General features: G+C 67.3%; 14 protein-coding genes. 9 read left to right on the top strand and 5 right to left on the bottom strand.

Annotation, left to right across the window (positions count from 1 at the left end; translation table 11 throughout):
- The first annotated feature begins 20 nt into the window (after positions 1–20).
- The 3 genes from ACAG24_RS19960 to ACAG24_RS19950 are packed head-to-tail and all read left to right on the top strand — an operon-like array spanning position 21 to position 3,134.
- Positions 21–1,166 (top strand): thiolase family protein, encoded by a 1,146-nt coding sequence (locus ACAG24_RS19960; protein ID WP_370475785.1) that lies wholly within the window; start codon positions 21–23, stop codon positions 1,164–1,166.
- Positions 1,163–1,963: a crotonase/enoyl-CoA hydratase family protein gene (locus ACAG24_RS19955; RefSeq protein ID WP_370475784.1), complete on the top strand. Its 801-nt coding sequence runs from the start codon at positions 1,163–1,165 to the stop codon at positions 1,961–1,963. Before ACAG24_RS19960 ends, ACAG24_RS19955 begins: the two co-directional genes overlap by 4 nt.
- A 28-nt stretch (positions 1,964–1,991) precedes the next feature.
- A complete protein-coding gene (locus tag ACAG24_RS19950; RefSeq protein ID WP_370475783.1) occupies positions 1,992–3,134 on the top strand; it encodes an acyl-CoA dehydrogenase family protein in 1,143 nt (380 codons plus the stop codon).
- 64 nt (positions 3,135–3,198) lie between these two features.
- Here ACAG24_RS19950 and ACAG24_RS19945 read toward each other — a convergent pair whose 3' ends face one another.
- The 3 genes from ACAG24_RS19945 to ACAG24_RS19935 all read right to left on the bottom strand — a co-directional run bounded on the left by ACAG24_RS19945 (position 3,199) and on the right by ACAG24_RS19935 (position 5,659).
- The gene (locus ACAG24_RS19945) at positions 3,199–3,942 is read right to left on the bottom strand and encodes a fasciclin domain-containing protein (RefSeq protein WP_370475782.1); all 744 of its coding nucleotides are present in this window, start codon (positions 3,940–3,942) and stop codon (positions 3,199–3,201) included.
- Between the two features lie 164 nt (positions 3,943–4,106).
- Entirely contained in the window at positions 4,107–4,709 is a 603-nt protein-coding gene (locus ACAG24_RS19940) for a TetR/AcrR family transcriptional regulator (protein ID WP_370475781.1), read from the bottom strand.
- Positions 4,706–5,659, bottom strand: coding sequence for an SDR family NAD(P)-dependent oxidoreductase (locus tag ACAG24_RS19935; protein ID WP_370475780.1), 954 nt, complete (start codon positions 5,657–5,659; stop codon positions 4,706–4,708). The genes ACAG24_RS19940 and ACAG24_RS19935 overlap by 4 nt, the downstream gene beginning before the upstream one ends.
- Before the next feature lie 67 nt (positions 5,660–5,726).
- Between ACAG24_RS19935 and ACAG24_RS19930 the strand changes: the two genes are divergently transcribed.
- From ACAG24_RS19930 to ACAG24_RS19920, 3 genes are read left to right on the top strand one after another with little or no spacing between them, the layout of a single operon-like run.
- Positions 5,727–6,254 (top strand): gamma carbonic anhydrase family protein, encoded by a 528-nt coding sequence (locus ACAG24_RS19930; protein WP_370475779.1) that lies wholly within the window; start codon positions 5,727–5,729, stop codon positions 6,252–6,254.
- A gap of 40 nt (positions 6,255–6,294) precedes the next feature.
- Entirely contained in the window at positions 6,295–7,449 is a 1,155-nt protein-coding gene (locus tag ACAG24_RS19925; RefSeq protein WP_370475778.1) for an NAD(P)H-binding protein, read from the top strand.
- Positions 7,446–8,156 (top strand): CPBP family intramembrane glutamic endopeptidase, encoded by a 711-nt coding sequence (locus ACAG24_RS19920; protein WP_370475777.1) that lies wholly within the window; start codon positions 7,446–7,448, stop codon positions 8,154–8,156. The genes ACAG24_RS19925 and ACAG24_RS19920 overlap by 4 nt, the downstream gene beginning before the upstream one ends.
- On the opposite strand, the gene tet(V) is transcribed toward ACAG24_RS19920, so the two are convergent.
- Together tet(V) and ACAG24_RS19910 are read right to left on the bottom strand one after the other, a co-directional pair.
- The gene (gene tet(V) / locus ACAG24_RS19915) at positions 8,153–9,409 is read right to left on the bottom strand and encodes a tetracycline efflux MFS transporter Tet(V) (RefSeq protein WP_370475819.1); all 1,257 of its coding nucleotides are present in this window, start codon (positions 9,407–9,409) and stop codon (positions 8,153–8,155) included. The two genes, ACAG24_RS19920 and tet(V), sit on opposite strands and share 4 nt — an antisense overlap.
- A gap of 129 nt (positions 9,410–9,538) precedes the next feature.
- On the bottom strand, positions 9,539–10,372 hold the full coding sequence (locus ACAG24_RS19910) for an enoyl-CoA hydratase (RefSeq protein ID WP_370475776.1): 834 nt from the start codon (positions 10,370–10,372) through the stop codon (positions 9,539–9,541).
- 118 nt (positions 10,373–10,490) lie between these two features.
- Between ACAG24_RS19910 and ACAG24_RS19905 the strand changes: the two genes are divergently transcribed.
- Genes ACAG24_RS19905 through ACAG24_RS19895 form a run of 3 tightly spaced genes read left to right on the top strand, consistent with a single transcriptional unit; the run spans position 10,491 to position 13,358 of the window.
- Positions 10,491–11,585: a CaiB/BaiF CoA transferase family protein gene (locus ACAG24_RS19905; RefSeq protein ID WP_370475775.1), complete on the top strand. Its 1,095-nt coding sequence runs from the start codon at positions 10,491–10,493 to the stop codon at positions 11,583–11,585.
- Between the two features lie 31 nt (positions 11,586–11,616).
- Complete coding sequence (locus tag ACAG24_RS19900) at positions 11,617–12,369, top strand: 3-hydroxyacyl-CoA dehydrogenase (protein ID WP_370475774.1); 753 nt, start codon at positions 11,617–11,619, stop codon at positions 12,367–12,369.
- Positions 12,366–13,358 carry an NAD(P)H-dependent flavin oxidoreductase gene (locus ACAG24_RS19895; RefSeq protein WP_370475773.1) on the top strand — a complete coding sequence of 331 codons (993 nt, stop codon included), beginning with the start codon at positions 12,366–12,368 and terminating at the stop codon, positions 13,356–13,358. Before ACAG24_RS19900 ends, ACAG24_RS19895 begins: the two co-directional genes overlap by 4 nt.
- Positions 13,359–13,396 lie beyond the last annotated feature (38 nt).

The following is a 13,396-nucleotide window of genomic DNA, read 5'->3' as shown; positions in this document are numbered from 1 at the left end:
TTCTATGAAGGAGTATCCCCATGGCTGAAGCCGTCATCGTCGAGGCTGTCCGGTCGCCAGTCGGCAAGCGCAACGGCGGCCTGTCCGGCGTCCATCCCGCCGAACTGTCCGCCCAGGTACTCAACGGTCTCGTGCAGCGCGCAGGCGTGGACCCCGCCCTCGTCGACGACGTCATCTGGGGCTGCGTCATGCAGGCCGGCGAGCAGGCCCTCGACATCGGCCGCACCGCGTTGCTGACCGCGGGATGGCCCGAGTCGGTGCCCGGCGTGACCGTGGACCGCCAGTGCGGATCCAGCCAGCAGTCGGTGCACTTCGCCGCGGCCGGCGTGGTCGCAGGCCACTACGACGTCGTCGTCGCCGGCGGTGTCGAATCGATGTCGCGCACCCCGATGGGTTCGTCCCTGGCCAGCGGCGGCAACCCGTATCCCGGCGGCTTCAAGGACCGCTACAGCCAGACTCCGAACCAGGGCATCGGCGCCGAGATGATCGCCGAGCAGTGGGGCCTGTCGCGCACCCAGCTCGACCAGTTCTCCCTCGATTCCCACGAGAAGGCTGCTGCCGCACAGGATTCCGGTGCTTTCGACGACCAGATCGTGGCCATCAAGGACCAGGAAGGTAACCCCGTGCTCAAGGACGAGGGCATCCGCCGCGGCACCACCCTGGAGAAGATGGGTCAGCTCAAGCCCGCCTTCCGCGAGGACGGTGTGATCCACGCGGGCAACAGCTCTCAGATCTCCGACGGCTCGGCGGCGCTGCTGTTCATGTCGGCCGAGAAGGCCAAGGAGCTCGGGCTCAAGCCGCTGGCCAAGGTGCACACCGCGGTGCTGGCCGGAGCCGACCCGGTCATCATGCTGACCGCCCCGATCCCGGCCACGCAGAAGGCGCTCAAGCGTTCCGGCCTGAGCATCGACCAGATCGGCGCGTTCGAGGTCAACGAGGCCTTCGCGCCCGTGCCGATGGCGTGGCTGAAGGACATCGGCGCCGACGAAAAGAAGCTCAACCCCAACGGCGGCGCGATCGCGTTGGGCCACCCGCTCGGCGGTTCGGGTGCACGCATCATGACCACGCTCCTGTATCACATGCGCGACAACGGGATTCAGTACGGACTGCAGACCATGTGCGAGGGCGGCGGCCAGGCCAACGCCACCATTCTGGAACTGCTGTGACCGAAACCGTCACGACCCCCGGCGCTCTGACGGAGCGCCGGGGCAACGTCCTGGTCATCACGATCAACCGGCCCGAGGCCCGCAACGCCATCAACTCGTCCGTGTCGATCGCCCTCGGCGACGCACTGGAGGAGGCGCAGCAGGATCCGGACATCTGGGTGGTCGTCGTCACCGGCTCCGGCGACAAATCCTTCTGTGCCGGAGCCGATCTCAAGGCCCTCTCACGCGGGGAGGACATCGGGCACCCCGACCACCCGAAGTGGGGTTTCGCCGGCTATGTCCGCCACTTCATCGACAAGCCGACCATCGCTGCGGTCAACGGCACTGCTTTGGGTGGCGGGACCGAGCTTGCGCTCGCCAGCGACCTCGTCGTCGCCGGGGAGAGCGCGAAATTCGGTTTGCCCGAGGTGAAGCGGGGACTGATCGCCGCGGCGGGCGGTGTCTTCCGACTCGTCGACCAGATCCCGCGCAAGGTGGCGCTGGAGATGATGTTCACCGGCGAGCCCATCACGTCGGCCGAGGCGCTGAAGTGGGGCCTGATCAACGACGTGGTCCCCGACGGGACCGAACTCGAGGCCGCCCTCAAGCTCGCCGAACGGATCACCGTCAACGCACCACTGGCCGTGCAGGCCAGCAAGCGGGTCGCGGTCGGTGCCGACGACGGTGTCGTCGCCGACGACGAGCCCGGGTGGAAACGCACCAGGCGCGAAGTCGCCGTCGTCTTCAGTTCCGAGGACGCCAAGGAAGGTCCGCTGGCCTTCGCGCAGAAGCGCGAGCCGGTATGGAAGGCAAAGTAAGCCAGATAAGCCAAGTGGGAGAAGAGAAATGAAGCGCACGATCTACGACGAAGAGCACGAAGCATTCCGCGACACCGTCCGCGGCTACATCGAGAGCGAACTCGTCCCCAACGCTGAAAAGTGGGAAGCCGATCGCCTCGTCGACCGGTCGGCCTACGTGGCCGCAGGCAAGCACGGCCTCATCGGGTTCAACATGCCCGAGGAGTTCGGCGGCGGCGGGACCGACGACTTCCGGTTCAACGCGATCATCGACGAGGAGATCGCCAAGGCGGGCGTTCCGGCCCCCGCCCTGAGCCTGCACAACGACGTCGTCGGGCCGTACTTCAAAGATCTCGCCAACGACGAGCAGAAGCAGCGCTGGCTGCCCGGCATCACCAGCGGCGAACTCGTCATCGCGATCGCGATGACCGAACCCGGCGCGGGCAGCGATCTGGCCGGTATCCGCACCTCCGCGGTGCGCGACGGCGACGACTGGATCGTCAACGGCTCCAAGACGTTCATCTCATCGGGCATCAACAGCGACCTGGTGGTCGTGGTCGCCCGCACCGACCCCGAAGCCGGCCACAAGGGCTTCTCCCTGCTCGTCGTGGAGCGCGACATGGAGGGCTTCAGCCGCGGTCGCAAGCTCGACAAGATGGGCCTGCATGCGCAGGACACCTCGGAGCTTCACTTCGAGAACGTCCGCGTGCCGAGCGCGAACCTGCTCGGCAAGGAAGGCCGCGGCTTCTACCACCTCATGCAGAACCTGCCCTCGGAGCGGCTGTCGATCGCCATCTCCGCGATCGCCGGCGCCCGCGAAACCTGGCGGCAGACACTGCAATACGCCAAGGACCGCAAGGCGTTCGGCCAGCCGATCGGCAGCTTCCAGCACAACCGCTTCCTGCTCGCCGAGATGGACACCGAGCTCGAGGTCACCGAGTGCTACATCGACCGCTGCCTGCAGGGTGTCGTCGACGGTGAGCTGACCGCGGTCGAGGCGGCCAAGGCGAAGTGGTGGGCGACCGAGGTCGCCAAGAAGGTGGTCGACCAGTGCGTACAGCTGCACGGCGGCTACGGCTACATGCTGGAGTACCGCGTCGCGCGCGACTACGTCGACGGCCGGATCCAGACCATCTTCGGTGGCACCACCGAGATCATGAAAGAGATCATCGGCCGCGACCTGGGCCTCTAGACAACGAATCGGGCGCGCTTTGCGACAGTGAGTGTCGCGAAGCGCGCCCGATCCGTTGGTAGATCTAGCCGATCGGTGCTTCGGCGGCGGGCGCAGTCGCCGGCGTGGTCGCAGGAACCTCGGCGGGCAGCGGCGCGGACGGGGTGGTGGTGGTCGCCGTCGTCGACGTCTCGCTGGTGCTGGTGCCCGTCGGCGTGATCGGCGCCGGAGCGTCGGCCGGATTGAGCACCGCGTCGACGATGTAGATCCGCGCGTTCTGCGCCTGGATACCGCCGCAGACGACCTTGACGGTCTCGTTGACCTGGATGTCGCCACCCGAACCGGTCACCTCGATCTCGGTGCCCTCCTGGGTGGGGCGCTGTCCCTTGACGTCGCCGGGGCCCAGCAGGCCGAGGAATGCGTGGTAGTACACCAGGCTGGTCAGCGCCGCCGGATCCGTGCGCAGCACCTCGAGCTGTTCGGGCGGGAGGGCCGAGAACGCCTCGTTGGTGGGCGCGAAGACGACGTACGGGCCGTTGTCGAGAACGCTGGTGACGTTGACGGCCGGGTTGAGCTGCCCGGAGATCGCCGAGTTGAACGTGGAGATGTCGGGGATGCTCGCCAGCACGGTGCTGACGGGCATGTTCGCCAGGCCCTTCCAGTTGGGCAGGGCTTCCTTGAATGCGCCGCAGTCGGGGCCTTGCGGATCGGGGATCTCGGTGACCGGGGTGGTCGGCTCGGCGTAGGCGTTGACGGCCAGCGGAACAGACAGGGCGATCGCGGCGGCGCTGAACGCGACGCCGAGGGCCTTGCTGGTGCGGGTCTTCACGGTGTGCTCCTTACATATGTCAAGTCGCAAGGATGGTATGTGCACGAAATGGTCACGGCCAAGTCGAGGACCGGCCTCAACGGACCCATTCAGGGTCGCTACAACCCTGTGAACTGCGGTTTCAACGGCATCCCGCGAGAGCGGATTCACATGGGCCAACCGGGCTAGGAACGGTTTCCGCCGGTCCCTTCTGGCAACAGCGCGGCGACCATCCGCGCGAGATCGTCGGCGGCGTCCTCGAAGGTGGCCGATCCGGAACTGGCCTGGACCATCGCGCCCACCAGGCCGAATTCCAGCGTCTCGGCGACTTCGGGCCAGGCGGCCGAGCGCAGCACGGTGCGTACGCGGCGATGCAGCTCGGCGTGGATGCGTTTGCGGATCGCCTGCACCGACGTCTCCTGCGAGATCATCGCGCTCGAGCAGGCGGCGGCCAGCCCGGGCTGGTCGGACAGCAGCATCACCAGCTGGTGGAACAGCGCCGCCACCCGCGACTGCGCGGATTCCTCGACGTCGACCGCCAGCGGTGCGTCACGGAGCAGACCCAGGTAGACCTCCGCGACGATCGCGTTCTTCGACCGGAAGTAGACGCACAGATCGCTGTGCGCGACGCCCGCTTTCTCGGCGATCTGCCGGGTGGTCAGGTCGTCGAACGGGGTTTCGCGCAACAGTTCGACGGTCGCGTCGAGGACGGAGCGCACCACGTCATGGTCGTCGCGGTCGCGGTCACCGTAGGAGCGAAGGTAGATGACCTTCGCCGACGTCGTCACGCACTCGAGCCTAGGCTGCGCGCGCTCGGTGTGCAGAGGTGTTCCGAAAGCGCCCACAACGCCAGTGCCCGAGATTCGTCCATCGCGTACGGTGCCGCCTCGGCGACGCCGCAGTCCGACAGGTACAACGCGCCCCGGCCGTCGAGTTCCTCGCTGACCGCCGCCCAGACCTGGGTGGCGGCGCCGTGTTCGGGCGTCGTGAACCGCTTGCGCACGTCGATCTTCGGCGCGTTCGCATCCCGCGAACCCGCATCGTTCAGAGCCGTGAAGTCGTCCTGGGTCATGTGCCGGGCGAGCGAGGTGGCCACGATTCCCGGATGCACCGCGAACGCGCGCACCTGACTGTCGCGCAACCGCCGGTCGAGTTCGACCGCGTGAAGGATGTTCGCCGTCTTGGACGACCCGTAGGCCGCGAATTTGTCGTACTGGCGCGTCTCCCAGTTGGGATCCTGGAAATCGACGTCCGCCATTCGGTGTCCGGCCGACGACAGGTTCACGACCCGCGCCCCGTCGGCGGCCACGAGGGCGGGGAACAGCAGCCGGGTCAGCTCGAAGTGGCCCAGATGGTTTGTCCCGAATTGGTTTTCGAAGCCCTCGGCGGTCCTGCTCAGCGGCGTGAACATCACGCCCGCGTTGTTCATCAGCACGTGGACGGCGGGGGTCAGCTCGCTGATCTCCGCAGCCGCGGCAGCCACGCTGGCCAGTGACGTCAGGTCCAGGTGGATCAGTGACAGCCGCGCATCGCGGACATCGCCGCGGACCCACGCCGCCGTCTCGGACAGCGCTTCGGTGTCGCGCGCCGTGAGGATGACGTGTGCACCCGTCGTTGCGAGGGCCCTCGCCGACTCGCGGCCCAGCCCGGAGGACGCGCCCGTGATGACACAGGTCCTGCCGCTGAGGTCGACGCCGTCGACGATGTCGAGCGCGGTCGGGTTCGACGTCGTTGTCATGCGGTGAGGATTGCACGCCGCGCCCCGCACCCGCGAATCTGTGTGGTCCGGTCATACGATGGCGCTCATGGTCGCGCCACTCATTCTGTCCATCGCCGGACGCTCACCCGAACTGCATCCCGACAGCTGGGTGGCGCCCAACGCCACCGTGATCGGCCACGTCGTCCTCGCCGAGCGCGCAAGTGCCTGGTACGGCACGATCATCCGCGCCGAAGCCGAACCGATCGAGATCGGAGCGGGCACCAACATCCAGGACGGTGTGACGATCCACGTCGACCCGGGTTTTCCGGCCCGCATCGGCGCGGGCGTCAGCGTCGGGCACAACGCCGTGCTGCACGGCTGCACCATCGAAGACGACGCCCTCGTCGGCATGGGCGCGGTGGTGCTCAACGGTGCTGTCATCGGTTCCGGCTCGTTGATCGCCGCCGGCGCGGTGGTGCCGCAGGGTGCGGTGATCCCGCCGGGGTCGATGGTCGCCGGGGTGCCGGGGAAGGTGCGCAGGGAGCTCAGCGGGGACGAGATCGCCGGGATCCGCACGAACGCCCTTCTGTATCAGGAGCTGGTCAAAGTGCATCGTGACGCAAGCAACGCCTGATCGCCGGTTCTGAATCGGCGGGTCGGGGTACAGCCCTAGCGTGAAACCAGTGCGCACCCTCGTGACCGGCGCGACAGGCTACATCGGTTCCCGCCTGGTCACCGCGTTGCTCGATGACGGCCACCAGGTGGTGGCTGCCAGCCGCAACCCGACCCGTCTCGCGGACTTCGGCTGGTACCGCAACGTCTCGACGGTGTCGCTCGACGCGCATGACGAGACCTCGGCACAGCAGGCTTTCACCGAAGCCGGTCCCATCGACGTCGTCTACTACCTCGTGCACGGCATCGGGCAGCCCGGTTTCCGGGAAGCCGACAACAAGGCGGCGGCCAACGTCGCCACCGCCGCCAAGGCCGCCGGGGTCAGGCGCATCGTGTATCTCGGTGGCTTCGTGCCCGATGACGACTCGCTGTCCGAACACCTGACCAGCCGGGCCGAGGTCGCGGCGGCGCTGACCATCGATGGTGGGCCGGACGTGGTGTGGCTCGGTGCGGCCATCGTCATCGGGGCCGGCTCCACCTCATTCGAAATGCTGCGCTACGTCGCCGATCGGTTCTTGCTGCTGCCGATGCCGGAATGGGCGGCCAACCCGATCGACCCCATCGCGGTCAGTGACGTGCTGCACTACCTCGTCGCGGCGGCCGACCCCGAGATCCCGGCCGGCGCCTATGACATCAAGGGCCCCGAGACGACGACGTACGGCGATCTGCTGCGCACCTACGCGCAGATCGCGGGACTGCGGCGCACGCCCGTCCCCGTGTACGGCGTCGACACCGGGCTCGTGTCGAAGGTGTCCGGCCTCATCCTGCCGGTCCCCGGCGGCTTGGCCGGCGATCTCGTTGAGTCGCTTGACTTTCCGATGACCGCGTCGAATCGGGGCCTGCAAGATCTCGTCCCCGATCCGCCCGGCGGTCTGGTGGGCGTCGAGGACGCGATGCGTCGCGCCGTTACGAGTCCGCCCCGGCGGCCCGTCGACCGACTCGGCGACCCCCACCATCTCGCCGACACCGACCCGGACTGGGCGGGCGGCGACACGCTGCGACTGCGGCAGTTGGCGAGCGTGGTGACGCCACCCCTCGCGTGGCCGGTGCTCGGCTTGCTCGGCTTCGTGCCGAGACCCGTCGCCGCCGCGGTACGTACCGGAATCGACCACGTCCTGGGAGTGATCGGATTGGAGCCCAAGGTGATTCCAGCGTGAGCGCGCCGACGAGCTGGGCCGGCGAGCTTCGCAACATCGCTCGCGCCAAGGCCCCGCCTTACAACGAACCGCCGTCGGTGGTCACCAGGCGCAAGGTCATCGTGTCGGTTGTTCTGCTCGTCGGCGCGGCTCTGCTCGGCTACTCGCTGAGCAGACCTCCGGGGGACGAGACGTTCGTGTGGCTCACGCTGGCGCTGGCCGGCGTCTGGGCCGCGGGAGCGTTCGCCTCGGGCCCGCTGCACATGGGACACATCTGTTTTCGCGGACGCAATCAGCGACCCGTCATCACCGGAACGGCCGCAGGACTCGGTTTGGGCGCGGTGTTCGTCGTCGGCGGGTTGGTGGCGCGAGAGATCCCCGGGGTCAACGACTACATCCGCGAGGTGCTGCAGTACTCCAACGCCGGACCGCTCTACCTGATCACCTTCATCACCGTGATCAACGGGCTCGCCGAGGAGATGTTCTTCCGCGGCGCCGTCTACACCGCGCTGCTGAAGTTCCATCCGGTGATCGTGTCGACGGTGCTGTATGTCATCGCGACAGCCGCCACCACCGGCAATCCGATGCTCGGATTCGCGGCGATCATCCTCGGCCTCGTCTGTGCGCAGCTGAGGCGAGCCACCGGGGGAATTCTCGCACCGATGCTGACCCACTTCTTCTGGGGTCTGGTCCTGGTGCTCGCACTGCCCCCGATATTCGGCGTCTAACGCAACGGGTGCGCCAGCTCGTCGCGGTGCATCTTCGCCGCCCAGATCGCCACTGCCGCAAGTAGCACCGGCACCAGTCCCGCGGCGAAGAAGATCGTCTCCATCGGCACCACTTTCGACAGCGGGCCGACAATGGCGAACGACACCGGCATGAACGCCAGCGAGACGAAGAAGTCCAGGCTCGACACCCGTCCGAGCATCTCGGGCGGCACCCGCCGCTGTAGCAGCGTGCCCCAGATGACCATCGCGGCGCCGTCGGTCACCCCGATGACGAAGGTGGCCAACGCCATCAGCGGGAACGACGACGTGACGCCGACGACGACGAGCGGGATCGAGCCGACGCTCCACATCGCCATCATCGTCGTCAGATAGCGGCGCGGCATCCGCCGCGAGGACACCGCCAAAGCGCCCAGAGCACTCCCCAGTCCGAAGAACGCCAGGATGAAGCCGTACGACTGCGCGCCGTGGGTGAACCGGTCCTGCGCGATGAACGGCAACAGCACCTCGATGGGGCCGAGAATGACCAGCACAAAAATGCTCGCGAACAGCAGCGTCCACAGCAGCCAGGGCGTCCTGCGCACGAAGCCGACACCGTCCCGCAAATCGCGCAGCAGATGCGGCTTCGGCTGATCCTGTTGCGCACCTCCGTCTTTGACGGTTGTCGAACGCGTGGCGACAAGGAGAACGAGGCCGATGCCGAACAGGGCCGCGACCACGACCGCGCCGAGTGACGGGAACGTCGCGCCGATCAGAAGTCCCGCGACCGCAGGCCCGACGGCACGCTGGAACACCGGCCGCACCATGCCTTCGACACCGTTGGCCGCGAGCAGCTGCTCGGGCGGCAGGATGCGCGGAAGTATTGCGCTGTAGGCCGGGAAGAAGAACGCCGCCGCGATGCCCAGCGCCGCGGCTGCGACGGCCATATGCCAAATACGGAGTGCACCAGTCATTCCCAGGATCGCGACGGCGGTGACAACCGCGGTGTTGACCGCCTCGACGGCGATGATGATCGCCCGCTGATCGAGCCGGTCCGCGGCCAGCCCGCCCACGAGCACGAACGCGACGAGGCCCGCGCCCAGGCAGGTCGCGACCAGCGACAGCGCCGCGGGATCGTTGGAGAGTTCGATGACCTGCAGCGCCATCACGACGGCCCACATGCCCTCGGCGAAGATCGACAGGGACACGGCGGCGATCAGGAGGCGGTACTCGCGGAATCGGAAGGGTGCGAGCACGCGCCATCGGCCGGGCGTCACCGGCTGTTCGACGTCGACGTGCGTGCTCACCGCTCGATGGTGGCGCACGGGTGAGCTGTCGGTCGAACGATTTTCCGCGGTTCGGGTGTAGTCGGTCAGCCTCAGCGTGACCAACTACACCCGAATCCCTCAGGAATCGGTGAAGGTTGCGGGGCGCCGCTGCTGAAAAGCCTTGGTGCCCTCGCGGAAATCGTGCGAGTGGAGCAGCTCCAACTGCCCCTTCTTCTCACGTTCGAGCGCGCCCTCCAACTCGGTCAGAGTCGCGGCGTTGATCGCGTCCTTGGTCTTACGCAGCGCGACCGCCGGTCCCGACACCAGCGCGTTGATCACCGTGTCGACCGCGGCGTCGAACTCGTCGACCGGGTAGACGGCGCTCACCAGGCCCCAGCCGTAGGCCTCGGTTGCCGTGATGCGTTCGGCCAGCAGCGCCATCCGCATCGCGCGGATCCGGCCGACGGCAGCGGCGATCAACGCCGAGGCGCCGCCGTCGGGCATCAGCCCGATCTTGGTGAACGCCAGCATGAAAAACGCCTTCTCCGAAGCAAGTACGACATCGCATGCCAACGCGAGCGACGCTCCGACGCCCGCGGCCGCGCCGTGCACGACGGCGACGGCGGGCTGCGGAAGCGCGACGATCGCGCGGATGCAGCGGTTCGCGGCGTCGAGGACATCGGCCGGGGTGCCTGCCGCGCCCGGGTTGGCATGGTCTTCCTCGCTGATGCCGGCGCCGGAGGAGAAGCCGCGCCCGGCGCCGCCGATGCGGACCACCCGCACACGGGAATCGGTCGCCGCACGTTCAAGGGCCGCGGCGAAGGTCTGCAGCATCGGGGCGGTCAGGGAGTTGAGGCTGTCCGGCCGGTTCAGCGTCACCGTGAGGACGCCGTCGGCCAGGTTCACGCCCAGGTCGGCAATTCCTTCGTAGACGTTGTCGTTGGGACCTTCATGTACGTCGGTGGAGGTCAAAGTCGTCCCCTGGTGTGTGGTGGTTTGCACTGCCGAAGCCCCGTGGCCGGTCCGACTTGGTTATACAAGTAAGCTATGTCGCGGTCAACCGAGCGATTCTCATGAAGGGCGGTTAGGCATGGCTGGACCTCTGCAAGGACTTCGGGTCGTAGAACTGGCCGGCATCGGCCCCGGACCACACGCCGCCATGATCCTCGGTGATCTCGGCGCCGACGTGGTGCGCATTGAGCGCCCCGGTAAGGGGCCAGGTCCGGCGACCAAGCCCGGCGGCGACTACTTGCTTCGCAACCGCCGGTCGGTGGCGGCGAACCTGAAGAGCGAAGAAGATCGCGACCTGGTGCTGCGGCTCATCGCGAAGGCCGACGTGCTGATCGAGGGCTTCCGGCCCGGCGTCACCGAGCGGCTCGGTCTCGGCCCCGAGGACTGCGCCAAGGTCAACGAGAAACTGATCTACGCGCGCATGACCGGATGGGGTCAGGATGGTCCGCGGTCTCAGCAGGCCGGACACGACATCAACTACATCTCGCTCAACGGCGCGCTGCATGCCATCGGCCGCGCCGGTGAGCGCCCGGTGCCGCCGCTCAACCTGGTCGGCGACTTCGGTGGCGGCTCGATGTTCCTTCTGGTCGGCGTCCTTTCGGCGCTGTGGGAGCGGGAACGCTCGGGTAAGGGTCAGGTCGTCGACGCCGCGATGGTCGACGGGTCGAGCGTGCTGTCGATGATGATGTGGGCCTTCCGCGGCATGGGGATGTGGAGCGACGAACGCGGTGTGAACATGCTCGACACCGGTGCGCCCTACTACGACACGTATGAGACGTCCGACGGAAAGTACGTCGCCGTCGGCGCCATCGAGCCGCAGTTCTACGCGCATGTGCTCACCGGCCTCGGCCTGGACGCGGCGGATCTGCCCGACCAGAACGACATGGGCCGTTGGCCTGAGCTGCGCGAGGCGTTCACCAAGGCCTTCGGCGCGCAGGACCGGGACCACTGGACCAAGGTCTTCGCGGGCACCGACGCGTGCGTGACGCCGGTGCTGTCGTTCGCCGAGGTGGAGTCCGAGCCGCACAACACCGAGCGCGACACCTTTTACAGCGAGAACGGTTACCTCTATCCGGCACCTGCGCCCCGGTTCTCACGCACCGCGCCGTCGGCTCCAAAAGCGCCTGGTGTGCCCGGCGCCGACACCGAAGCTGTTCTGCAGGAATGGGTTTGACCTCTTAACCAAGAGAGAAGGGAAACGATCTGTGGAGATCAAAGACGCTGCTGCCGTTGTCACCGGAGGCGCTTCCGGCCTCGGGCTCGCGACGACCAAGCGACTGCTCGACCGGGGTGCCTCGGTCGTCGTCATCGACCTGCGGGGCGAGGACGTCGTCAAGGAGCTGGGGCCGCGGGCCAAGTTCGTCGAGGCCAACGTCGTCGACCCCGAGCAGGTGACCGCGGCGCTGGATGCGGCCGAGGAGTTCGGCCCGCTGCGCATCAACGTCAACTGCGCGGGCATCGGCAATGCGGTCAAGACGCTGGGCAAGGACGGACCGTTCCCGCTCGACGGGTTCAAGAAGGTCGTCGAGGTCAACCTGATCGGCACGTTCAACGTGCTGCGGCTGAGCGCGGAGCGGATCGCCAAGACCGAACCGATCAACGGAGAGCGCGGCGTCATCATCAACACCGCGTCGGTCGCCGCGTTCGAGGGTCAGATCGGCCAGGCTGCCTACTCCGCGTCCAAGGGCGGCGTCGTCGGTATGACCCTGCCGATCGCCCGCGACCTGTCGCGGGAGTTCATCCGCGTCTGCACCATCGCGCCGGGTCTGTTCAAGACGCCGCTGCTGGGCTCGCTGCCCGAGGAGGCGCAGGCTTCGCTGGGCAAGCAGGTGCCCCACCCGGCGCGTCTGGGTGATCCCGACGAGTACGGTGCGCTGGCCGTGCACATCGTCGAGAACCCGATGCTCAACGGCGAGGTGATCCGCCTCGACGGTGCGATCAGGATGGCCCCCAGGTGACGATCCAGACGAAGTTCACCGAGGCGTTCGGGGTCGAGCATCCGATCGCCCAGGGTGGTATGCAATGGGTGGGTCGCGCGGAACTCGTTGCGGCCGTGGCGAATGCGGGTGCTCTGGGCTTCATCACGGCGTTGACGCAGCCGACGCCCGCCGATTTGGCCAACGAGATCGCCAAGACGCGGGATCTGACGGACAAGCCGTTCGGCGTGAACCTGACGATCCTTCCGGCGATCAACCCGCCGCCATACGACGAGTACCGCCAGGTGATCGTCGACGCGGGCATCAAGATCGTCGAGACGGCCGGGTCCAATCCGGCGCCGCACCTGCCGATGTTCCATGACAACGGCATCAAGGTGCTGCACAAGTGCACATCGGTGCGGCACGCCGTCAAAGCCCAGTCGTTGGGGGTGGACGGCATCAGCATCGACGGGTTCGAGTGCGCGGGTCACCCGGGTGAGGACGACATTCCCGGCCTGGTGCTGATCCCGGCGGCTGCCGACAAGATCGAGATCCCGATGATCGCGTCGGGCGGGTTCGCCGACAGCCGGGGCCTGGTGGCCGCACTGGCGTTGGGCGCCGACGGCATCAACATGGGGTCGCGGTTCATGTGCACCGTCGAGTCGTGCATCCACCACAACGTCAAGGAAGCCATCGTCGCCGGGGACGAGCGGGGCACGGAGCTGATCTTCCGGAGCCTGCACAACACCGCGCGGGTGGCCTCGAATGTCGTCTCGCGCGAGGTGGTCGAGATCCTGAAGAGTGGCGGCCAATTCGAGGACGTCAAGGATTTGGTGGCCGGCGTGCGCGGCCGCAAGGTGTTCGACGACGGCGACATCGACGCGGGCATCTGGACTGTGGGAACGGCCATGGGCCTCATCAACGACATCCCGACCGTCGACGAACTGGTGTCGCGAATCGTGGGTGAAGCGGAGGAGATCATCAGCGGCCGCCTGGCCGGGATGGTCGCGCCGGTGGCGCAAAGGGTCTGAAAAGGACGCTTCAAGCGTCAGGCAAACCGGAGAGTGTC

This window comes from Mycobacterium bulgaricum (genome assembly GCF_041287165.2).
GTDB classification, from domain to species: Bacteria; Actinomycetota; Actinomycetes; order Mycobacteriales; family Mycobacteriaceae; genus Mycobacterium; species Mycobacterium bulgaricum.
The sequence above is the reverse complement of the archived record's forward strand: the minus strand, read 5'-3'. Positions and strand labels throughout refer to the sequence as shown.